Genomic DNA, 21,724 nt, shown 5'->3' with positions numbered 1-21,724 from the left:
ATTCATGAGTAGTACAGAAACAGAACAAAGTCCCCAAAAGCCTGCACAACAACAGGGCTTTTTTGGCAATTTAATTTTTAACATCGCCATTCCGGTAGTCATAATGAGCTATTTGAGTAGCGAAGAATACTTAGGGCCGATGTGGAGTGTTGTCGTCGCTTTAGCTTTTCCCTTAGGTTACGGCTTATACGACTTAAAAATAAGCAAAAAAGTCAATGCCTTTTCGGTACTAGGGGTAATTAGCGTCCTCCTCACAGGCGGAATTTCTTTGCTCAAGTTACCGTCAGAATACATGGCGATTAAAGAAGCGAGTATTCCTGCTATTCTGGGGATCGCAGTTTTAGCCACGCAATTCAGTAAAAAGCCCTTAGTAAAGCTCATGATCCTCAACGATCAAATCGTAAACTGGGATAAACTCAATGCAACACTTTCAGAAAAAAACAAACATAAAGAGTTTAGTCAAAAAATAGCGGTAAGCAGCTATATTGTTGCGGCTTCTTTCTTTTTATCATCAGCACTGAATTATTTCTTGGCGAAATGGATTTTGGTCTCTGAGCCTGGTACAACGGCCTACACTGAAGAACTCGGTAGGATGACCGCCTTGAGCTATCCAGTCATTGTTATCCCGAGTATGATCCTATTGGTCGGTGCCTTAATTTACTTATTTAAGCAAATAGGAAAATGCACAGGCGAGCCAATTGAAACGTTTCTGCACCAGTAGCGTATTGATTGCTCAAATACACTCGCCAAAATTGCTGGGCGTCGCGCCCAGCTAATTCAATTTATTTGGTCGCTATCGACCATGTTTTTCATCTAAAAGCGAAAATATGTTTTTAGCAATATCGGTATTGTTCAACTGCCCTTTAAAGCGCTCCACCTGAGGACCAAAGCCAAATACAAAGACATCCTCTCCAGTATGACCGTTGGTTGTCCAACCTGTATTTGTGCGTTTGTCCAAAATTCGCTTAACAATACTCTCAACATCCCTATTGGGTGATTCACTCGTAATTAAAGACAATAAGTTCTTTTCTTCGAGTTTTAATTCGAAACCAAGCTGCTGAGCCAGATAAGCCGATTTATCGTCAACGCGCTTTAGACCTTTGGCGATACTCATAGGCGAAGCTTTCACGCCTTTTAACCAACTCGGATCCCAACGGTATCCATCGCTCGCTGCGACAGTCAGACCTCCTGTGCTATGGTCTGCTGTGATAATAACCAAAGTATCGGGGTGTTTAGCTACATATTCGCGCAAATATTCCACAGTCTTAGCCAAGTCATACATTTCGTTCATTGCACCGGCGATATCATTTGCATGACCCGCCCAATCTACCTGACTGGCTTCCACAAGCAGAAAAAAGCCCTTATCATTTGTAAGTTGACGCAATGCCGCTTTCGTCATTGTACGCAGTCGAGTGGGATCCTCCGAATCAAGCGCCCATGGTAATTCAAAGCCACCAAACAACCCTAAAACAGGCTGTCCAAGCTGCAAAGTTGATAGTTGCGTTAAATCATCGATGTACTGATAGCCTTCTGCCTGAAACTCAGACACAAGGTTTCGGTCGTCACGGATAAAATTAGTCGTACCCGCGCCTAAAATGACGTCGGCAATAAATTGTTCACCAATTCTGTTGTCGAACACACTATCTGCAATCGCGTCGTAATTTTTGCGTGATTCATTTGCCACCATATATGAAGCTGGCGTCGCATGGACAACCGTTGAGGTTACCGCCACTCCCGTCTTTAAACCGTATTGTTTGGCTCTGTGCATGACAGTTTCAATAGGCTGTTTGTCCACATCCATACCCACAGCACCGTTGTATGTCTTAATGCCTGTGGCCAAAGCGGTAGCTGATGCCGCAGAGTCCGTAACGTAACCAGATACTTTGGCAGGATATGTCCGTGCGGAGCCAAGCAAAATATCATCGAGCACAGTCAGTTCAAGTTCATCGGTTTCAGGATTATCCATGTAATACCTGAAAGCGGGTACATATGCTGGTCCCATACCGTCCGCAACGACCATGACAATGTTTTTTGGTAAGCCATTGAGTGCTGTTTCACTCGTTATTTTTTGCCCCTGATGATTTTTGCTTGGTTCGCTTGCACAAGCACTTACTAATATTGAGGCAATGCCTGCAAAAATGTACGTTTTTATTCTTATACTCATCGTCTTCTCTAAATCCCTAAAACTCAGTTACGTCCAAATTCAACCCTACTCTGATCAAGATTATACACGTTGTATCAGGGTCTGTTGATCTTTGCCGAACAATTTTGCAGTGGTTTGTACTGCATGTTCGCAAGGTAGAGCAACTGTAGTGCTGTTGTTCTGGATAAATAGAACAATAAGTCAGCAGAAATGAAGCGTATAATGTGTCCTTTGATATCAATCACAGCCAAACATTCACAACATTTATTTAAACGCTGATAATTATGTAAATTAATTATATAATCGAAATTCCTGAATGTTCTGCGCCCAAGGAATACCGTATTGAATATAGCCAAAATTGACTTAAACCTTTTGGTTTACTTAGATGTTCTACTTAGAGAGGGTAGCGTAACCAAAGCGGCCAATCAGCTTAGTATCACGCAGCCAGCGATGAGTAACGGCTTAAAGCGCCTGAGAGACTTGTTTAAAGACCCTTTGCTTGTACGCACAAGCGATGGCATGACACCAACCAAACGTGCAATAGAGTTGCAACCCGTTATTCGCGATGTATTGGCTAAGTTGGAATCTTCTATTCAACCAGAGGTTGAGTTTGACCCCGCAACGAGCACCCGCACATTTCGCATCATGACCAGTGATTACGCTGAATCAACCTTATTGCTCGAATTAGTCGGTCGACTAGCCAAAATGGCACCGAATATCACCTTAGATTTAATCACACCGAGTGACGTCACCTTTCACGATGTAGAGCAAGGTAAAGTCGACATGGCGATTAATCGCTTTGATGAACTGCCTTTGTCTTTCCATCAAAAGGTGATTTGGTATGATACTTTCTCCTGTGTCATCTCTGCCGACCACCCTGATAAAGACAACTTTAGTTTAGATGCCTATTTGAGCGGCCAACACATTTGGGTGAGCAAGACAGGTTTTGGTGTGGGCGTGGGCATTGACCCTACTGAGGTGCAAAAACTTGGCTGGGTCGATGCAGAACTCATCAAATTAGGTAAACAAAGAGATATTCGAGTGTTTACGCGCCACTATCACGCAGCATTGCAGCTAGCAAAATCTCAGAACCACATTGCTACCTTGCCTAGTAAAGCCGCAAAAATATTCAAAGATGATCCTGCGATTGCCGTTGTTGAACCGCCCTTTGATATACCTCCGATCGCGCTAAAAATGGCTTGGAGTGCTTTGCTTCATCACGATGCGGGTCATGTTTGGCTGCGTCGCTTAATTACTGAAGTCGGCAGTGGCATGCAAAATTAGAGCATGCGGCAAAACAGGATTATGTCGGATAGTGGATGAGCTAGCAGAATAAAAATTTGTTTTTCACGGATGAAAAACCAAAGCGTATATGGATATACTTGCCGCGTTTTTTATTCTGCTAGCTGATCCACTATCCGGTACAATACTGAACACTGGCACCTAGCCCAATAAGATAGTTATATTTAATTATATAAAAATACATGATAATGGTTGACCAAACTAGCAAACCAGATTACATTTGAGCGCATACATTAAGCGTACAGCAAATTAACGAATAATGAACACATTTAACGTTTCAATTCTGCTTCTACTCGGTCTGGCAAATCAACCGCACGGGTAGCGCTTACTTTAAATTTAGTAAAACCCGTGCAACGCACGGGTTTTTTTTTGAGTCAACTTTACAGACATAGGAGAGCAAAATGAGTGATAAAGTGATTATCTTTGACACTACATTGAGAGATGGTGAACAGGCGCTGCCTGCTAGTTTAAGTGTTCGCGAAAAACTTCAGATTGCTCTTATGCTCGAAAAGCTTGGTGTTGATGTTATTGAGGCAGGTTTTCCGGTCTCATCTCCCGGCGATTTTGAATCTGTACAGTTGATAGGGAAAGAAATTAAAAATTCAACGGTATGTGGCTTATCAAGAGCCTTAGCTAAAGATATAGACGCTTGTGGACAGGCTTTACGCGTTGCTGAAAACTTTAGAATACATACCTTTATCGCAACTTCGGACATTCATGTCGGCACAAAATTGCGCAAATCTCAGGATGAAGTAGTTGAGATGGCGGTAAACGCAATTAAGCATGCAAAAAAATACACCGATGACGTCGAGTTTAGCTGTGAAGATGCAGGCCGTACGCATATTGACTATCTCTGCAGAATGGTCGAATCAGCGATCAACGCTGGTGCGACTACTGTAAATATTCCTGACACAGTTGGTTACACAGTACCGTCGGAATTTGGTGGGATCATCCATCAACTGTTTAATCGTGTACCTAATATTGATAAAGCCATTATTTCTGTTCACTGCCACAACGATTTAGGCTTGGCGGTGGCAAATAGTCTTGCTGCGGTAGAAAACGGTGCGAGACAAGTTGAATGTACCATTAACGGCATTGGTGAACGTGCCGGAAACTGCTCGCTCGAAGAGATCGTCATGGCCATGCGAACACGTGAAAGTAAGCTTGGTTACACAACAGGTATTCGTGCGCAGGAAATTTCAAAATCGTCTAAATTAGTTAGCCAACTGTGTAACATGCCAGTTCAAGCCAATAAAGCAATTGTTGGCGCGAATGCTTTTAGCCATTCCTCAGGCATTCACCAAGACGGTGTACTAAAAGGGCAAAATACCTATGAAATCATGACACCAGAAAGTGTCGGAATAAATAAAAATAACCTTAACCTTACTTCTCGCTCGGGTCGACATGTTATCAAGCATCGCTTAAATGAGCTTGGATATAGTAGTGACGAATACGACCTAGAAGAAGTTTACGCGGCTTTTTTAAAGTTAGCTGACAAAAAAGGCCAAGTATTTGACTATGACTTAGAAGCCTTGTTGTTTTTCAATCAACAAAAACATGAAGACGCTTTTTATAAATTGCATTATCTGCATGCCAGTAGCGGCCAGAACATTATTCCTTCAGCAACCGTTACAATAAGCCTTGGCGACGAGAAAATTACTGAGTCTGCCACTGGCAATGGCCCAGTTGACGCGGCGTTCAACGCTATTATACGAGCGATTGACGGTAAGTCTATTAATGGCAGCGACTTGGTCGTGGTCGATTTCAAATTAGACTCGAAAGGTGAAGGAGCCGATGCACTCGCACAAGTCGGTGTTATCGCAGAGTACAAAAACCGTCGTTTTCACGGTATCGGTCTTGCCACTGATATTGTTGAAGCTGGGGTTAAATCGCTCATTTTCGTATTAAACAACACACAATTAGCCGATCAAATCGATCAGCAAAAGCAACACAAAGTTTCAGGAGTATAAAAAGTGGCGAGTCATAAAATCGCTGTATTAGCAGGGGACGGCATCGGCCCTGAAGTAATGCAAGAGGCAAACAAAGTCTTACAAGCTGTTTCACAAAAATATAGCATCACATTCGAATGCGCTGAATATGCAGTTGGCGGTTACGCAATCGATACGCAAGGCGAAGCATTACCAGCGGCAACCCTAAAAGGCTGTGAACAAGCGGACGCCATATTGTTTGGTTCTATCGGCGGCCCCAAGTGGGATAGCTTACCCCTCGAAAAAAGACCAGAACGTGCCGCGCTTCTTACTCTGCGTAGTCACTTTGATTTGTTTAGTAACTTACGCCCAGCAAAAATTTATAAAGGCCTCGCGCACTTATCTCCCTTGCGCTTTGATATTGCTGAAAATGACGTCGATGTATTAGTCGTGCGTGAGCTCACCTCTGGTATTTACTTTGGTCAGCCAAAAGGATTAGAAGGTGAAGGCGAGGAACAACGCGCTTTTGACACGATGGTGTACTCTAAACAAGAAATTCGCCGAATCGCCCACTCTGCATTCAAAGCTGCGCATAAGCGCAAGGGCAAAGTTACCTCAGTGGATAAAGCGAATGTACTGGTCTGTAGCCGCTTGTGGCGTGAAGTTGTTGAAGAAGTCGCGAATGAATACACTGACGTTACGCTAGAACATATTTATATCGACAATGCTGCAATGCAACTCATTGTTAACCCTTCGCAGTTTGACGTATTACTATGTTCAAACTTATTTGGTGATATTTTATCAGACGAATGCGCCATGATAACGGGCTCAATGGGCTTGCTACCCTCTGCAAGCATTAATGGTGACGGTTTTGGCATGTACGAACCAGCGGGTGGCTCTGCACCAGATATTGCAGGTAAAGGCATTGCTAACCCAATCGCACAAATACTTTCCGCATCAATGATGTTGCGCTTTAGTCTAGGCTTAGAATCAGCCGCTGACGCAATAGACAAGGCGGTTGTTAAAACGCTTGAAGATGGCGTATTAACGGGTGAATTACTAAGTGCCGATAAAAAACACCTCGCAAAATCTACCGCAGAAGTCGGCGACTATGTAGTTAAGCAAATATTAGAGGCGTAGATAATGTCTAAAACACTATATGAAAAAGTCTTAGAACAGCATATTGTCGACCAAGTTGGTGATGACTTGTTACTGTATATTGATCGCCACCTTATTCACGAAGTCACATCCCCCCAAGCGTTCGCTGGCCTAAATGAAAAAGGGCGGAAAGTACGTCGTCCAGACCTGACCTTTGGAACAATGGATCACAGTATTTCAACACGCTCACTGGCGATAGATGCTTGTGGCCCGCAAAACGCTTTGCAATTGAATACACTGGCAAGCAATTGTGCCCAGCACGGCATTGAATTATTCCCAGTGGGTCACAAAAATCAGGGCATTGTGCACGTTATGGGACCAGAATTGGGTTTAATTCAACCCGGTATGACCGTGGTTTGCGGAGATTCTCATACCGCAACGCACGGCGCTTTTGGTGCTCTTGCCTTTGGCATAGGTACCTCTCAAGTTGAGCATGTCTTTGCCACTCAAACGCTCAAACAAAGTCGCGCCAAGAGTATGCTAGTAAAAGTAAATGGTAAGCTAGGTTTAGGCGTCACAGCGAAAGATATTATATTGGCAATCATCGGTAAAATTGGTCATGCCGGCGCAACGGGTCACGTTATTGAGTATGCCGGCGAGGCCATTGAGGCGCTGAGTATGGAAGAGCGTATGACAATCTGTAATATGAGTATTGAGGCAGGTGCAAAAGCAGGATTGATTGCTCCCGACGATACCACCATTGCATACATAAAAGGTAGAACACATGCCCCTAGCGATGCTAACTGGGAAGAAGCCGTGACTTATTGGCAGTCATTGTACTCAGATGCCGATGCATCGTTTGATAGCATTGTTGAATTAGACGCAAAAGAGATTGCACCGCAAGTCACTTGGGGCACCAACCCTGGACAAGTTATTGGTGTTGACAGTCCAATTCCAGAACCAGAAAGCTTTGATGATCCTGTTGAAAAAGCATCAGCAGAAAAAGCACTGGCATATATGGGACTATCTGCGGGACAACGCCTTTCCGATGTTAAGGTTTCTCACGTATTTGTTGGCTCTTGCACAAATGGACGGATTGAAGATTTACGTGCAGCTGCTGAAATTGCTAAAAAAGGCAAAGTACAAGATCATGTCACCGCGATCATCGTGCCCGGTTCTGTCGCAGTAAAAAAACAAGCAGAAGCAGAATCACTAGATAAAATATTTATCGACGCCGGATTTGAATGGCGCTTGCCAGGTTGCTCAATGTGCTTGGGCATGAACGACGATATACTGCAAGCTGAAGACCGTTGTGCATCTACCAGTAACCGCAACTTTGAGGGGCGTCAAGGTCGGGGAGCTAGAACACATCTAGTCAGCCCTGAAATGGCGATTGCCGCTGCGATCACAGGCAAATTTACTGACGTACGTTTATTAGGAGAGAGCGCATGAGTGGGATCAATATTATTCACGGTCGAATGGCGCCATTGGATCAAGCAAACGTCGATACCGATCAAATTATCCCCAAACAATTTCTAACTGGTGTCACGCGCGCTGGCTATGGCAAACACTTGTTTCACGATTGGCGTTATTTAGATACACAAGAACAAGTATTAAACCCTGAGTTCTCCCTGAACAAACCCGAGTATCAGGGTGCAAACATATTGTTAACACGTGAAAACTTCGGTTGTGGCTCCAGTCGAGAGCACGCACCTTGGTCTTTGGCAGACTATGGATTCACAGCCATCATTGCCACCAGCTTTGCCGATATTTTTTACGGAAACTGCATCAATAACCAAATTTTACCGATTGCGATTAGTCAGTCGGAAACCGATGCATTGTTTAGAGAGTTAGCAAATGACTCGCAGTTATCAGTGAGTATTGACTTACCCTCTCAAGTCTTATCAGCTGGGGATCTGAGTATTTCATTTGATATTGCTGAACAACATAAAAACAACTTACTAAAAGGTTTAGACGCCATAGGACAAACCTTAGAATCAGAAGAAAAAATACTCGCCTACGAACAATCTAGGCCTGCTTGGTTATAGTTAAAATTTTGCTTTAGTTGGGTTGTATGTTGCCGATAAAAGCTACATCAACCCTCTTTATGCCAAACCGTTGGTTTGGGTAACAGTTAGCTAAAGTGAACGATGAATCAAACAATTCCAATACAATCTTTAACAACCGGCATGTATCTCATAAGGGTAGTTGAGGCGCCAGTTCGTTTGCAAGTAAAGCGCCAGGGGATAATTAAATCTCAAACAACCATAGACAATTTGATTGGCCGAGGTGTAGTAAGCGTCGAAATCGATGTTGATAAAAGTGAAGCAGATAGCCTAAATCAATTAGATTCCACATCTAACAAATCCGACGAGAAGCAAAGCCATACAAGCACGCCCTCTCCCAAAAAGATAACGAGTATTAGTTTTGAAGAACAGCAGCAACAACTTGCTGCAGCCGATAAACTCTATACGCAAGCGCGCGCAATTCAGTGTAAATTTGTCAAATCGTTAAGAAGTGGGCAAGCGCCAGATTTTGACGCCCTTCACGATCTGACACAAGATATCATTGACTCAGTATTCGATAATCCCGAAGCACTCTCGTGCTTGGTCATGCTAAAAGAAAGTAACGATTATTTAGTACAGCACAGTTTGAACTGCGCTATTTTGTTGAGTCTTTTTGCCAAGCATAAGCAACTCCCTCAAAACGAAGTTGAAGACTTGACGTACAGTGGCTTACTCATGGACATTGGCATGACATTGCTGCCGCCAGAGCTAGCAGAAAACAATAAAAAATTCAGTGAAGCTGACATTGTCGTTATGCGGACACATGTCGATATAGGGATTGAAATCCTGGAACGTCATGGCGACTTTCCCCCTACTTTTTACGATGTGATCAAGCATCACCACGAGCGTATTGATGGTAGCGGATATTTGAAAGGTTTGACGGGCGATGAAATTAGCTTGCATGCTCAAATGGCCGCTATTGTCGATACCTACGATGCAATGATAACTAGCCGCCCATATCGTGGCTCAGCAAGTTCGCAAGCAACACTAGAAGAAATGTTGGAAGACCCAGGATTTGATCAGGCCTTGGTTGAAGATTTCATAGAAGCAATTGGTCTCTATCCCGTTGGCTCCTTAGTCCATCTTGAAAGTGGGAAGCTCGCCATTGTCGCACAAGCAAATAGAAACAACGCCCTAAAACCAAAAGTGATGTCGTTTTATAGTATTCGCGGCAAACACCATACAGAAATTAAAATAATTGACTTAAGTAAAAGTACTGAAAGGATTAAAACGGCAGTGCGCCCTGAGGAGTTTGATATCAATCTTCCAAAATTCTTCAGAACCGCACTTTACCCTGCTTAGTTCAGCTTACACTTATCCAATTGGTACCAAATTGGACATGGAGCAAGGACGCTAATCTACCAATCACTCAATGCATTCATATAAAATGTATCGCCCCGAAAGTCTAATATGACTCTATCTGAACGGATTTCGATGATTTGAAGGTCATCCGTAATAAAGTCAGACTCTTGCCTGCGTAAACCATTTACTCTCACCCAACGTTCATCAGGCGAAGAAGCATACATATGTGCACTAAAACTCATTGATGGTAAGCTGTTTTGCGTATTAATAGGTAGGTCATCTACTCTGATTACATCTGTTGGCCTGTATGATTCTTGGCTTTCAACTGTATTTTGAATCGGTATATTTGGCGCGCTGTTATCAATCTCTACAATTGCTGCATTTAAGCGCCTCATCAAATCAGGTGATGCTGAACTCTGTTCCAGCGAACTTTGGTTGATAACGCGACCGCCAGTTTCGCTTTCAATAGCTTCAATACCCGACAATCCACCTTGATTCTGACTAGGTTGCTCATTGCCATCGTTAGAAGGTTTTGTTTCTGCTGCTTCACCTTGGTAGCCCAGCACAATCTCTCCAGACTGCAAAGGTACACCATTGACGTAAGCAATTTGCTGATCACTCTCCCCACCCCCATTATTCGAGTTGACAGTATTAGCATATTGGTTTGGCGAGGCGGTAATTGCGCGTTCAGTAACTGGTGAAGCATGTGGCTCTGTTTTTTCTGTCGTGGCAATTGTACTTTCTTCAACTTCACCACTATCCATATTGCTTGCTATTGGATTGGGGATCGCCTGTTTGCTATTACTCTCAACACCGGCGAGCATACGTTTATCATCACTAGGTTCTATAGCAAGCGATTCAGCCAAATCGCTGGATGTATTGTCTTGCGACTGCCACAAGGCCACCAGCTTCGGCGTCTGCATAGCAGAAAAACCCAAACCAAAACCAAACACAGCGCAAACAACTAGGAAGCCGATAGGTTTTGCATAAAGTGTAAAGTGTGAGGGCATCTCTTCAATTGCCGACATAAACAATGAATTGTGGAATTGTTGAGACAGTTGGCGATCCACTCTCTCTACTTGCTGATCGTTCTCCATCAGTCGTTTGGTTGGCGTAAGAGAACTTTTGCCATTTTGTGCTTGTGTAGTGGCGGCTGTTGCCTCAGAAGACGCAGTGCTGCCCTCCTCTATCGAGATGCTTTGGGAAAAGTCAACCTCTAAGGTGATCACGCCCATCTCGGCTAAACCCTTGATCATTTCTGGCGACTTGACCAAGCCCACTTTGCGAATTTTTACTGGGCCATTCTGCTCTAATACTGTCGTAACCATCATACCAGGTTTTAAGTCGTTGATGCTAAGCTGTTTATGCATACCACCCTCCCACGACAAGGCCGAACAAGACAAACAAGAAAAAAACCTGCAAATATCGCTTTTTCCATGCATGTTGCTGACGCTGTAACACGATATCCTGTCCCAGTACCTGACTACTTGCTGAAATCATTACGCGATGGTCGATAAACGGACGTTGCAAGGAATAAGCTAGACTTAGTCCCCTGTCGCACAGCAAATTGATAACGCGTGGAATACCACCACTGATGGAAAAAAGATGCTCCAGAGCGGCTTTGCTAAACAACTTTTGCCTGCCGTTTGCAACTGCCAATCGATGGCTAACGTATTGACCTACTTCATCTTTAGTTAAGGGCAAAAGGTGGTATCTGGCCGTTATTCGCTGCGCCAATTGTCTAAGTTCATTGCGTCGTAACAATTGCTGCAATTCGGGTTGACCAATAAGCACGACTTTAAGTAGCTTTTCTCTGTTGGTTTCAAGGTTAGTAAGCAAGCGCAATTGTTCGAGGACTTCGGGCAATAGGTGTTGCGCTTCATCGATGATGAGCACCGTGTTAATGCCCTGCTCATGGTTACTCGCGAGGCACTGTAATATCTTATCGGTAAAACCTTTTAGCGAAGCTTGAGATTGCTCATAGGCAATACCTAATTCATCACACACCGTTGCCAATAGCTCTAAAGCAGACAGTGTTGGATTGAGTATCACCGCCGTTTGTGTGTCATCGGATAACTCTTGCATGAGCTTTCTGGATACTGTTGTTTTACCTGTGCCCACCTCTCCGGTGAGCATCACAAAGCCACCCGACTCATTTAGACCATAGCTAAGATGAGCAAGCGCTTGTTGGTGCCGATTGCTCATAAATAGATAATCGGGATTGGGCGCAATAGAAAATGGATTGTCACTCAATCCATAGTAATTTAAATACACTCGTAAACTTCTGCTTATCGGCGGATAACTACGAGATAAGGTAACATGCCAAAGCAAGCTGTCCAAGCGTCTGTTGTTCATATTCAAAAGCGCTCAACAGACACAGGCAGTTTTGTTACACTTATTAGGGTCTGTTGACCTTTTGTGAACAGACTCGAAGCTTAAAGAAGACAATACAGGTACTATGCAAACATACTTAGTCGGCGGTGCAGTTAGGGACAAATTGTTAGGGCGACCTATAAAAGACAGAGACTACGTAGTCGTTGGCGCAACGATTGACGACATGCTCAAGCGTGGTTATCAGCAAGTCGGAAAAGACTTTCCCGTTTTTTTGCACCCCAAAACTAAGGAAGAATACGCACTAGCACGCACAGAAAAAAAAGCAGGCAAAGGCTACACAGGCTTTGTATGTGATAGCTCACCTCACGTTACGCTAGAACAAGATTTGTTGCGGCGAGACCTAACCATAAATGCAATGGCTATGGACGCCTCAGGCAAGTTCATTGATCCTTTTGGTGGTCAACAAGATTTAGCTAAAAAAACACTGAAGCATGTGTCTGCTGCATTTGTTGAAGATCCACTCCGCGTACTAAGAACTGCGCGCTTTGCAGCGAGATATGCCGATTACGGCTTCGCCATTCACAACGACACCCTATGCCTGATGCGCAAACTAGTGCAAGCAAGAGAGTTGGAGCATCTGAGTGCTCCCCGAGTTTGGCAAGAGACAGCGTCAGCATTACAGGATCAACATCCCCATATTTATTTCACCTTACTTAAATCCATCGATGGCTTGTCATACTGGTTTAGTGAATTGGACAAACTGTGGGGTATTCCTAATCCCTCACTTTGGCATCCTGAAATAGATACCGGTGTGCACACGATGATGGTGTTAGAAAAAGCGGTCGAATTTTCTCAAGATTTATCGGTACGTTTTTCTGCTTTAGTTCACGATCTTGGCAAAGCGCTGACCGATACAACTAACTGGCCATCGCATCACGGGCACGATGATTTGGGCTTACCGGCTATCGAGGCATGCTGTAAACGCCTCACCGTCCCAAATGAATGCAGGGACTTAGCTTTGCTCACCAGTGCTCATCATAGTGTGGTGCATCGTTTATACAATCAGTCTGCTGAAGATATTCTCGCCGTACTAAACGCGAGTGACGCTTGGCGAAGACCTGAAAGATTCAAAAAAATGCTCAATGTTTGTAAAGCAGATTTTTTAGGCCGGAAGTTTTTTGCCAATCGAGCTTATCCACAAGCAGAGGATTTTTATTCATTGTATCAACAATGCGCGGAGGTAAACGCCAAACCATATGTAGCAGCGGGTTTAAAAGGTGCGGAAATAAAATCAGCGATTGATTTAGCGCGTATCGAACTAATCAATACTTTTTTAAAAGAGCAAGCAGAGAAAAGTCTCATCACTTGATATATAATCCTCTTTTCTATGGGTTTGCCTGATATCTTCTTCTAGCGCAAACAAGATCACAATAACCATATTTCAAAGCGATACCTACATGGCTCAAACCTTTGCAGATTTAGAACTTGACGATGACTTGTGTCACGCCGTAGCTAATATGGGGTTTCGTCAACCCACATCAATTCAAACATTGGTTATACCAGAAGCCCTTGAGGGTAGAGATATATTAGCTTCGGCTCCGACTGGTACAGGAAAAACTCTCGCTTACCTACTTCCTTTGTGCCAATTTTTGTTAGATACACCCAAGAACCGCGACAGTCAATGCCGCTCACTCATATTGGTACCCACAAGAGAGTTAGCCGTTCAAGTTTATGAGCAGTGCGAAAAAGTGGTCGCTAATAGTCAATTAAGCTGTGGCGTCATTACGGGAGGCATCAACTACGGCACCGACAAACAGGTGATCGACGCACGACCAGATATTCTTGTGGCAACCCCAGGTCGCTTGTTTGAACACATTGAAAAAGAAAGCTTAGACTGTCGAGATATTGAAAGTTTGGTTCTTGATGAAGCCGACCGCATGCTGGACATGGGTTTTTCGACAATAGTGAATCAAATCGCGTCAGAAGCACGTTGGCGAAAACAAAGCATGCTGTTTTCGGCCACATTGGAAAGCAAAGGGGTCAGAACATTTGCAGAACAATTGCTCAACGAAGCTAAGGAAGTCAATGCTAGCCCCTCGCGCAAAGAAAAAGCTAAAACCATGCAATGGTATTATTTGTGCGACGACCTGAACCACAAAGATGCTATTTTACGCCACTTATTAAGTACAACCGTCGAGTCATGTATTGTTTTTGTGAAAACGCGTGAGCGCCTGCATGCTTTAAGAGATAAACTTTGGGCTGAATTCCCCTTGATATGGCTACAAGGAGAAATGCCACAAGCCAAGCGTTTGTCTGCGATAAATAAATTTAAAAGCGGCGAAGTAAAATTATTATTGGCGACCGATGTCGCAGCACGTGGAATAGATGTACAAGATGTATCACATGTGATCAACTATGACATGCCGCGTGGTGCTGATGTTTATGTGCATAGAATAGGGCGAACAGGCAGAGCAGGTGCCAAGGGCACTGCTATTTCTTTAGTTGAAGCGCATGATTTTATCTGGCTTGGTAAAATTTCACGGTTTACAGGTGAGCCCTTAAAAGCGCGAGTCATTGACACGCTGAAACCCAAACACAAAGCGCCTAAACTTGTGAAAAAACCGAAAAAGAAAAAAGCACCGGCTAATAAAAAAAGAACGGTCAAAAAAAGTAAGTCGAAACGGTAGGACGCACCCATGAAGTTTAAAGAGCTTGTACTTGCCTCGGGCAACAAGGGAAAGGTTGCTGAATTCAATAGCCTGTTTGCCGACTACGGAATAACAGTAAAGGCGCAATCAGTACTCGGTGTATCTGATGTTGCCGAAACCGGCACAACCTTCGTCGAAAATGCCATTATTAAAGCGCGACATGCATCAAAAATTACGCATTTACCCGCAATAGCCGACGATAGTGGCTTGGTGGTTGAAGCACTTGGCGGTGCTCCTGGGATATATTCCGCCAGATATGCAGGTGTGCATGGCGATAACGCAGCGAATAATCAAAAACTATTGGAAGCTCTGCAAAACGTAGCCAATCGCAAAGCCAAGTTCATGTGTGTATTGGTACTCATGCGAAATGCAGACGATCCCAGCCCCATTATTTGTCAAGGCGAATGGCATGGCGAAATCACCGATTCTGCTTTTGGTGACGGGGGATTTGGCTATGATCCGGTTTTTTACGTACCCAAACATCAATGCACAGCAGCAGAGTTAGACAAAGCGACGAAAAATGCCGAAAGTCATCGCGGGCAAGCATTAAAACTATTGATGCCTGCCATTAGCGAATTGCTTGAAAAGACCCCATAAGCACATTTATGTCTGCTCTTCCCCTATCGCTTTATATACACATACCATGGTGTGTGCAAAAATGCCCGTATTGCGATTTCAATTCGCACCAACAGAAGGGCACCATACCTGAAACTGAGTACATCGCTCATTTACTGGACGACTTAACGACGGATATCCAATCTTTTAACTTGAACGCACAACAAAAACAGCGAGAAGTCAGTAGTGTATTTATTGGCGGTGGTACGCCAAGCTTGTTGAGTGTAGACGCGATGCAACATTTAATGGATGGAGTTCGTGCTCGAGTTCCACTGGCTAAAAACGCCGAGGTGACAATGGAGGCAAACCCAGGCACCGTTGAAGCAGATAAGTTTACTGGTTTTGCTCAAGTAGGTGTTAACCGCATTTCCATTGGCGTGCAAAGTTATAATACCTCACATTTACAAAACTTAGGCAGAATCCACGACGGACAACAAGCCGTTCGCGCGATATCCTTAGCAAGCGATCTCAAGTTGTCCTCGTTCAATACCGATCTAATGCACGGCTTGGCCAAGCAAACGCCTGAGCAAGCCCTCAAGGATTTGCAAACCAGTATTGATCTTCAGGTACCGCACATCTCATGGTATCAACTGACTATTGAGCCAAATACACAATTCTACTCCAAGCCCCCTACCTTGCCAGATGACGATGTATTGTGGGAAATTCAGGAACTTGGGCAAACCCTCTTGGCTGAAAGTGGCTACCAACAGTACGAAATCTCTGCCTATGGAAAAAATGGGCACCAATCTCAACACAATTTAAATTACTGGCGCTTCGGTGACTATTTGGGCATTGGCTGTGGTGCACACGGTAAAATCACGGACTTATCCACAGGGCAAATTCAACGTACAGTTAAAGTTAAGCATCCAAAAGGTTACATGGACTTATCTAAACCTTATTTATACGAAAAACATAGGGTTGAAGAAGATGATTTAGCGTTTGAGTTTTTTATGAACCGTTTTCGACTACTCGAAGCCTGCCCTCAAGAAGACTACGATCATTACACATTCTCACCCTTGAGTTCAAAAAATCAGCACGTACTATCTCAGGCTGCAGACAAAGGCCTGATAATTGACGATGGCAAGATGTGGCAGGTTACTGCCTTGGGCCGCCGCTACCTAAACTCTCTGCTCAGCGAGTTTGTGTAACTAACCTAAACTTCGGATAAACACCCAAGGGAGCTGACTATTCAACTGGTTCTTCAGGCAGTCGAGTTCTTACTAAGCGCACGAGAATACTACGATCCTTTGCTTTAATTGCACTGCTTCCATTAGCAAACGCTATCGACCAGGCTCTTTTTTCATCTAGCATGGAGGGGGTAGATGTCCAAAAGTCATCGATTGCGGTTTGTGGAAAAACATCTTCATTAATTGCCGGTCTGACACAAGCGCGTTCAACAATCACAGAAAGTTCCTTAATATTAGGTAAGCGCCAACTGTTTTTTTCGTTAAATTGATAACCAAGACTCAAGGACAAAGCTTGTTGCCACGTGTAAGGCTCTGCTTCACCAATGCAATCCCCATCGATCCATTGCTGACCAAGAGCACAACGCATAAAGACCAAGTTAGAAGGGATATGTAATATTTCTCCCCCTTCATATTCCACATACACACCACTATCTGTCGTTGATTCTAAGCCTTCGGGACAGCTTGATTCTGCATATACAAACTGACTCACAAGTGCCAGCACGGCCCAACACAATACCCAGAAAATTCGTTTAAACATTACTTCCCTCACTCTTCTGGCTCCACTTTACCGGCTCTTACCAAACGCACACGCGCATGGACTGATTTGCTCAAAAAGTTATCAACCCCTGATTTAAAATCGAAGGCCCATGCATTCATAGCGGTATCATCATTCACGCCATCTGCACTTGAGACATTTGTCCAGTACCAGAGTGCTTGCGAGCCACTGTCACCAGAAAATGGAAAATATTCAGAATCAATTAATGGGAAAATACTCTTTCCATAATGGATGATGCTTTGTAGCTCCTGATGCGTGGGTAAGCGCCAATCAAAAAAGCCACATAGGCCTTGCTCATTCACGGCATCAACAAACGCTTCTGTATTGCATTGCCCGTTAGGATTTGCACAAGTGGTAGACATTTCGTTTACGTCACCTTCAAAATTTCCGTTGTTTTCACTTTGATACCACGTAAAAACGTGATCGGCATGATGTAAGTTACTGATATCCTGACTCACTTTGGTTTCCCATACCAAGCCCGTAATGTTGTCTCTGACACATCGCCATGGCAAGGCAGTGTTATCTACCTGATCGCCGTTTTCATTCAAGCGGGTAAAGTCAAAGCCTTGATCACCCCGCCCAGTTTTATCAATAAATCCGCTTGTCGATATTCTGTCGTTGCCATAGTCAGCATCCTGACCTGCAAAGTCTGCTTGATAACTAGAAAATACCTTTTCATCCGTACCGTAAGCACTTACGCCTGTATCGTTTATGGTCGCATTCAATTGCGACCAAACCGTGATAGTTTTGTTGGCCGTCACCTCGTTGCCGAAACTATCTCGTGCAGTCGCGGTAAAAATGATGTGCTGCGTTTCATTTACAAGCGGTGCACTCGCAAAGGTATGAATTTGATTTACTTGGTCAATATCAGCTAAGCGCCCTTCCGTCGTCATAGATGATTGCCAAGCTATGGAAAAAGGTTTAGCACGCGGCGCGTCACTCAATACTAGAGCTTGAAGGGCAATACGCTCACCGCTAAAGACGGCAATATCAGAGTTTAACTCGATAGTTGGTAAGGTGTTGGATTGACCCACTAATACTACACTGACTATTGATTCTGCGCTCTCCCCTTCTTGATCCGTAACTGTTAAAGAAAAACTGATCGACTCTTCGTTATCCGTAATCGGAGCCACAAAGGACAAGCTAGACTGAGTGAGATCCAAGCCCTCTGTTACCAATGTACCGGCAGTTTGTTGCCATTCATATGTGGCTATTTCTGCCATGTTTTCGGGCGCATCAAGATCTCGGCTATTGGAGCCATCCAAGACCACTGTGCCCATTACTGGAAATCGATTGTTACCATATCCCTCAAGCTGCATCACCTGAATATTGGCTTCGGGTGGCAGATTGACTGGATTGACAGTTAACACAAACTGATTCTCGCCTTGTTTACCGGCGCTATCTGTCGCCACAAGGCGAATAATGAAGTCTGTCGGTGCCGTCACTACAGGTGCAACTAAGCTAGCATCGGCAGCAGTCGTATCAGCGTGTGAGATATTTACGTCACCGCTCGACAGCCAAGCGTACACATATTCACCTGTGCCGCCAGACGCAACGCCAACAATATCAAGAGTTTGTTGTTCATCAATCGTTTGCGCAACACCAGCGGTAACCAAAATTGGCTTTGGCGTTTCGGGTATTTGATCTTCTGAGCCACCACCACACGAAGCAAGAAACAGCATTGCAGCCGTAACGAACACATACTTAAACATTCAAATAAGACTCTTTATTGATTTGTACAGTGACAAATTTTCTGCATTTTAGGGTTCATAAATGCTACAGAAGCAAAACTTAGACCAAGGTGAAGTGTGTGTTCGTGCTATGCTTAATGCGATCTCGCCTACTATCTCGTTGTAACTGACTTATCTAGGATAAGCAACTGCGTCCAACAGAGACTTAAATCCTAAGTACAGATTAACTCGCTTGTTCGCTAGCTTCGTTTTCTCGGACTTGGAGTTCTAGCAATTGTTTTTTTGCTGAGGCCGCGTCGGTCATGTCGTAAATCATCATACATACATTGTCTACGGTTCCCGTTGCCGAGATGAGTGGTGAAAATACTACGTTTTGATACATGTATGGAGCCGAACTTGTGATTGGGCGATAGTTTCTAAACTTAAATACATAAGGTCTTTGTTCCCAAGTAATGAATGCACGAGTACGCAATTCAAATACGGGTTTGAGCTTTTGCTTTAACCATTCACTCGATATTTCGGGAAATAACTTTGTGATGTTTTTATCCCGCACATCTGACGGTAACATGCCCGAATGCGCTTCCATAAAGCCGTTCCAAACTTTAATATCAAAATTGCGGTTCAGTACTACAATCCCAACATCAACCGTTTGGATCATATCCATCATCCAGTGGAACTCTAACAACTCATTTAATGTATCGCTATCAACCTTCGATGAAGTCATGTTTTAGTCCTCTAGTAGATGAGCAAGCTTGGCGTTCATCATATCCATTGATTCTTCAGTAAATAGCAATACCAAGTCACATTTCACATTAAATCCCTCCAAACCATAGCTTAATTCAATCGCCAAGGTTTTCTTCCACGCGCTTTTATTTGCTTTGATGAGTTCTTCTACGCTTTGATGTTGACCCAGTACAACCGGATGCCCTTGACGAAATTGCATGTCTAACTGCTGCGCTATACCACGCAGACAAGTACCTATTAATAAGCTAGCCGCATCCATTAGCAACTCGAGTTGCATTTGATCGTCCATGTTGTCAGTAACCTGCAATATTTTGGCAATATCTGCAAAACTAGAATCGCTCAAAATACAAAGAGCTTCTCCGCTAATACCATCACCAAGGAACCCTTGGCAAACGCCAGAGATAGAATCGTGAGAATCGATATCGGACAACATCATATGTAATTCTGATACTTCAATTAAATTTACGTTAGGAATGGGCAGCTCAACAAAAACATTCATGATACGAGCAAGGTGGTCACCCGCTTGCCCCATAGCAACATTGGAGATTTCTTGATAACAATCTCTAATGACTTCAGGCAGGGCTTCGAGCGCTTCTTCGATTTCTGGCTCTTCAGTCAAAAAACCATTTACCGAGAGTCGGTCACGTAACTCCGCCGCATTAACAGGCTTTTTAATAAAATCGATGGCTCCAAGCTTCTTTACTCTATCGGCTGCCTCAGGCTGTATGTCGCCAGATATGACAATGATCTTTGTCGCCAGATCTTGCTCTTGAATGTGTTTTAAGGTTTCGTAGCCATCCATGACAGGCATATTCAAATCAAGTAATAATAGCTGCCCTTTGCCCGATGCAATAGACGCCAAGGCCTCCTCACCATTTTTGGCAAAGTGTATGTTCGCGCCCAAGTCTTGAGGTAAGCATTTAGCTACTTGTTTTCGAGCAACCATTGAGTCATCACAAATAAGCACAGAAAGCATAAATGGTCTCGTTAGTTGTGTGTAATAATTAAACGTGTCATTCCTTTGTATCGTATGACAAGGTATAAACCTTAATGAAAATACATTTTTTTTAGTGCTAAAGTCTATTTTGCTGAGACACAGATTGTCTTAGTTTATACAAATTCACTGCAGTATTTTGAAAGGACTAAAGATAAAGTTTAGGAGGAAATCAATGGAGAGCCTAAAACGTGCTCTCCTGATGGATGGTGATAAAGTAATTTGGCGCGTTTTTTCTCGAATAGTCTATTTTATATTCTTTATTGTTCAGTGTTTGAACAAACAATAAGTTCTTATAATCACCGAAGTTGTCTGGAGACGACACATCGACAACCGCGACATCCATGCGCTTTGCCTCTAGCTTGTTTTTAGGTATAGGGCCTTCGTAAACCTCGATGCCATTATGAATGACCATTAACACGGGATCTTGGCGACTATTTACGACAAGTAAATCCACTTTCCTTAGCTTGTGAATAATCGTATTGCGGCCACTAAGCAAATACGGATCTTCTTTCATTCTTAACTCCAAATATTCCGAGTGTTATGAATAAACATAACAAAGTTTTTCAATCATTGCATATATATGACGGCAAAGATTGTGCAAACTTTAGCAGAAGCAACAAGTTAGGCAGATTTTTTCAGAAAAAATGCTTTCAGTGGATGACAATCTTAAAAAAAGTAATTATACTGCGCTCCGCTTCAAAGCAAGGCCCTTTAGCTCAGTTGGTTAGAGCACCCGACTCATAATCGGTAGGTCCCCAGTTCAAGTCTGGGAGGGGCCACCATTTTTTCATTCCAAAACATTCTATAACTTCCGACATCCCTTTAAATTCAATAAACACAGCCTAGTTTAGTGTTCTAGGACGTTCCAAGGTAACCGATCATTTTAGACCGTTCTGTACAACTGTCTGATTTAAGTTTAATGGTGCGGCACTAATATGCCTCACAATACCGGCTGGCACTTTATGGTGTGTTTTGCCATTGTCATTAGCAATCAACACTGTCTTGCGGTTTTTCTTTAGTAATGTGCCTGTCACCGTCTTGCTATCGTGGGTA

General features: G+C 43.6%; 19 protein-coding genes and 1 tRNA gene. 12 read left to right on the top strand and 8 right to left on the bottom strand.

Annotated features, from left to right (window positions below; all coding sequences use genetic code 11):
• Positions 1–4 precede the first annotated feature (4 nt).
• Positions 5–721: a VC0807 family protein gene (locus ACFOHL_RS07740; RefSeq protein WP_376919648.1), complete on the top strand. Its 717-nt coding sequence runs from the start codon at positions 5–7 to the stop codon at positions 719–721.
• Positions 722–793: 72 nt separating this feature from the next.
• Here ACFOHL_RS07740 and ACFOHL_RS07735 read toward each other — a convergent pair whose 3' ends face one another.
• Positions 794–2,164, bottom strand: a complete 1,371-nt coding sequence (locus ACFOHL_RS07735) for an alkaline phosphatase (RefSeq protein ID WP_376919647.1) — start codon at positions 2,162–2,164, stop codon at positions 794–796.
• A gap of 321 nt (positions 2,165–2,485) precedes the next feature.
• Here ACFOHL_RS07735 and ACFOHL_RS07730 point away from each other — a divergent pair, with 321 nt between their 5' ends.
• The 6 genes from ACFOHL_RS07730 to ACFOHL_RS07705 all read left to right on the top strand — a co-directional run bounded on the left by ACFOHL_RS07730 (position 2,486) and on the right by ACFOHL_RS07705 (position 9,839).
• A complete protein-coding gene (locus ACFOHL_RS07730) occupies positions 2,486–3,427 on the top strand; it encodes a LysR family transcriptional regulator (protein WP_376919646.1) in 942 nt (313 codons plus the stop codon).
• A gap of 419 nt (positions 3,428–3,846) precedes the next feature.
• On the top strand, positions 3,847–5,415 hold the full coding sequence (leuA, locus tag ACFOHL_RS07725) for a 2-isopropylmalate synthase (protein ID WP_376919645.1): 1,569 nt from the start codon (positions 3,847–3,849) through the stop codon (positions 5,413–5,415).
• Between the two features lie 3 nt (positions 5,416–5,418).
• The gene (gene leuB, locus ACFOHL_RS07720) at positions 5,419–6,513 is read left to right on the top strand and encodes a 3-isopropylmalate dehydrogenase (protein WP_376919644.1); all 1,095 of its coding nucleotides are present in this window, start codon (positions 5,419–5,421) and stop codon (positions 6,511–6,513) included.
• A gap of 3 nt (positions 6,514–6,516) precedes the next feature.
• Positions 6,517–7,923: a 3-isopropylmalate dehydratase large subunit gene (gene leuC / locus ACFOHL_RS07715; RefSeq protein WP_376919643.1), complete on the top strand. Its 1,407-nt coding sequence runs from the start codon at positions 6,517–6,519 to the stop codon at positions 7,921–7,923.
• Complete coding sequence (gene leuD, locus ACFOHL_RS07710) at positions 7,920–8,519, top strand: 3-isopropylmalate dehydratase small subunit (RefSeq protein ID WP_376919642.1); 600 nt, start codon at positions 7,920–7,922, stop codon at positions 8,517–8,519. The genes leuC and leuD overlap by 4 nt, the downstream gene beginning before the upstream one ends.
• 102 nt (positions 8,520–8,621) lie before the next feature.
• Entirely contained in the window at positions 8,622–9,839 is a 1,218-nt protein-coding gene (locus ACFOHL_RS07705; RefSeq protein WP_376919641.1) for an HD-GYP domain-containing protein, read from the top strand.
• Positions 9,840–9,895: 56 nt separating this feature from the next.
• Here the strand turns inward: ACFOHL_RS07705 and ACFOHL_RS07700 are convergent, their stop codons facing one another.
• Together ACFOHL_RS07700 and ACFOHL_RS07695 are read right to left on the bottom strand one after the other, a co-directional pair.
• Entirely contained in the window at positions 9,896–11,209 is a 1,314-nt protein-coding gene (locus tag ACFOHL_RS07700) for a general secretion pathway protein GspB (RefSeq protein WP_376919640.1), read from the bottom strand.
• Positions 11,202–12,113, bottom strand: coding sequence for an ExeA family protein (locus tag ACFOHL_RS07695; protein WP_376919654.1), 912 nt, complete (start codon positions 12,111–12,113; stop codon positions 11,202–11,204). Before ACFOHL_RS07695 ends, ACFOHL_RS07700 begins: the two co-directional genes overlap by 8 nt.
• 184 nt (positions 12,114–12,297) lie before the next feature.
• Here ACFOHL_RS07695 and ACFOHL_RS07690 point away from each other — a divergent pair, with 184 nt between their 5' ends.
• The 4 genes from ACFOHL_RS07690 to hemW all read left to right on the top strand — a co-directional run bounded on the left by ACFOHL_RS07690 (position 12,298) and on the right by hemW (position 16,644).
• A complete protein-coding gene (locus tag ACFOHL_RS07690; protein ID WP_376919639.1) occupies positions 12,298–13,542 on the top strand; it encodes a multifunctional CCA addition/repair protein in 1,245 nt (414 codons plus the stop codon).
• Between the two features lie 88 nt (positions 13,543–13,630).
• The gene (gene srmB, locus ACFOHL_RS07685; protein WP_376919638.1) at positions 13,631–14,860 is read left to right on the top strand and encodes an ATP-dependent RNA helicase SrmB; all 1,230 of its coding nucleotides are present in this window, start codon (positions 13,631–13,633) and stop codon (positions 14,858–14,860) included.
• A gap of 9 nt (positions 14,861–14,869) precedes the next feature.
• Entirely contained in the window at positions 14,870–15,478 is a 609-nt protein-coding gene (gene rdgB, locus ACFOHL_RS07680) for an RdgB/HAM1 family non-canonical purine NTP pyrophosphatase (RefSeq protein WP_376919637.1), read from the top strand.
• Between the two features lie 8 nt (positions 15,479–15,486).
• Positions 15,487–16,644: a radical SAM family heme chaperone HemW gene (gene hemW / locus ACFOHL_RS07675; RefSeq protein WP_376919636.1), complete on the top strand. Its 1,158-nt coding sequence runs from the start codon at positions 15,487–15,489 to the stop codon at positions 16,642–16,644.
• Between the two features lie 37 nt (positions 16,645–16,681).
• Here hemW and ACFOHL_RS07670 read toward each other — a convergent pair whose 3' ends face one another.
• The 5 genes from ACFOHL_RS07670 to ACFOHL_RS07650 form a co-directional block, all read right to left on the bottom strand.
• A complete protein-coding gene (locus ACFOHL_RS07670; RefSeq protein ID WP_376919635.1) occupies positions 16,682–17,221 on the bottom strand; it encodes an Lcl C-terminal domain-containing protein in 540 nt (179 codons plus the stop codon).
• Positions 17,222–17,229: 8 nt separating this feature from the next.
• Positions 17,230–18,951, bottom strand: coding sequence for an Lcl C-terminal domain-containing protein (locus tag ACFOHL_RS07665; protein WP_376919634.1), 1,722 nt, complete (start codon positions 18,949–18,951; stop codon positions 17,230–17,232).
• Positions 18,952–19,153: 202 nt separating this feature from the next.
• On the bottom strand, positions 19,154–19,654 hold the full coding sequence (locus ACFOHL_RS07660; protein ID WP_376919633.1) for a PAS domain-containing protein: 501 nt from the start codon (positions 19,652–19,654) through the stop codon (positions 19,154–19,156).
• A gap of 3 nt (positions 19,655–19,657) precedes the next feature.
• The gene (locus ACFOHL_RS07655) at positions 19,658–20,650 is read right to left on the bottom strand and encodes a response regulator (protein ID WP_376919632.1); all 993 of its coding nucleotides are present in this window, start codon (positions 20,648–20,650) and stop codon (positions 19,658–19,660) included.
• A gap of 202 nt (positions 20,651–20,852) precedes the next feature.
• Positions 20,853–21,185: a hypothetical protein gene (locus ACFOHL_RS07650; protein ID WP_376919631.1), complete on the bottom strand. Its 333-nt coding sequence runs from the start codon at positions 21,183–21,185 to the stop codon at positions 20,853–20,855.
• Between the two features lie 191 nt (positions 21,186–21,376).
• Here ACFOHL_RS07650 and ACFOHL_RS07645 point away from each other — a divergent pair.
• Positions 21,377–21,453: transfer RNA gene (locus ACFOHL_RS07645), tRNA-Ile, on the top strand.
• The last annotated feature ends 271 nt before the right edge of the window (positions 21,454–21,724 follow it).

The sequence above is a fragment of the Agaribacter flavus genome (assembly GCF_042646125.1).
In the GTDB taxonomy this organism is placed as follows: Bacteria; Pseudomonadota; Gammaproteobacteria; order Enterobacterales; family Alteromonadaceae; genus Glaciecola; species Glaciecola flavus.
Note: the sequence above shows the minus strand (reverse complement) of the source record. Positions and strands in the feature narration are given on the sequence as shown.

What these genes read in the sequence shown, in the direction of transcription:
- ACFOHL_RS07740 (WP_376919648.1), top strand. Translation starts at nt 5, where the DNA reads ATGAGTAGTACAGAAACAGAACAAAGTCCCCAAAAGCCTGCACAACAA.
- ACFOHL_RS07735 (WP_376919647.1), bottom strand. Translation starts at nt 2,164, where the DNA reads ATGAGTATAAGAATAAAAACGTACATTTTTGCAGGCATTGCCTCAATA.
- leuA (WP_376919645.1), top strand. Translation starts at nt 3,847, where the DNA reads ATGAGTGATAAAGTGATTATCTTTGACACTACATTGAGAGATGGTGAA.
- leuC (WP_376919643.1), top strand. Translation starts at nt 6,517, where the DNA reads ATGTCTAAAACACTATATGAAAAAGTCTTAGAACAGCATATTGTCGAC.
- leuD (WP_376919642.1), top strand. Translation starts at nt 7,920, where the DNA reads ATGAGTGGGATCAATATTATTCACGGTCGAATGGCGCCATTGGATCAA.
- ACFOHL_RS07705 (WP_376919641.1), top strand. Translation starts at nt 8,622, where the DNA reads ATGAATCAAACAATTCCAATACAATCTTTAACAACCGGCATGTATCTC.
- ACFOHL_RS07700 (WP_376919640.1), bottom strand. Translation starts at nt 11,209, where the DNA reads ATGCATAAACAGCTTAGCATCAACGACTTAAAACCTGGTATGATGGTT.
- ACFOHL_RS07690 (WP_376919639.1), top strand. Translation starts at nt 12,298, where the DNA reads ATGCAAACATACTTAGTCGGCGGTGCAGTTAGGGACAAATTGTTAGGG.
- srmB (WP_376919638.1), top strand. Translation starts at nt 13,631, where the DNA reads ATGGCTCAAACCTTTGCAGATTTAGAACTTGACGATGACTTGTGTCAC.
- rdgB (WP_376919637.1), top strand. Translation starts at nt 14,870, where the DNA reads ATGAAGTTTAAAGAGCTTGTACTTGCCTCGGGCAACAAGGGAAAGGTT.
- hemW (WP_376919636.1), top strand. Translation starts at nt 15,487, where the DNA reads ATGTCTGCTCTTCCCCTATCGCTTTATATACACATACCATGGTGTGTG.
- ACFOHL_RS07670 (WP_376919635.1), bottom strand. Translation starts at nt 17,221, where the DNA reads ATGTTTAAACGAATTTTCTGGGTATTGTGTTGGGCCGTGCTGGCACTT.
- ACFOHL_RS07665 (WP_376919634.1), bottom strand. Translation starts at nt 18,951, where the DNA reads ATGTTTAAGTATGTGTTCGTTACGGCTGCAATGCTGTTTCTTGCTTCG.
- ACFOHL_RS07660 (WP_376919633.1), bottom strand. Translation starts at nt 19,654, where the DNA reads ATGACTTCATCGAAGGTTGATAGCGATACATTAAATGAGTTGTTAGAG.
- ACFOHL_RS07655 (WP_376919632.1), bottom strand. Translation starts at nt 20,650, where the DNA reads ATGCTTTCTGTGCTTATTTGTGATGACTCAATGGTTGCTCGAAAACAA.
- ACFOHL_RS07650 (WP_376919631.1), bottom strand. Translation starts at nt 21,185, where the DNA reads ATGAAAGAAGATCCGTATTTGCTTAGTGGCCGCAATACGATTATTCAC.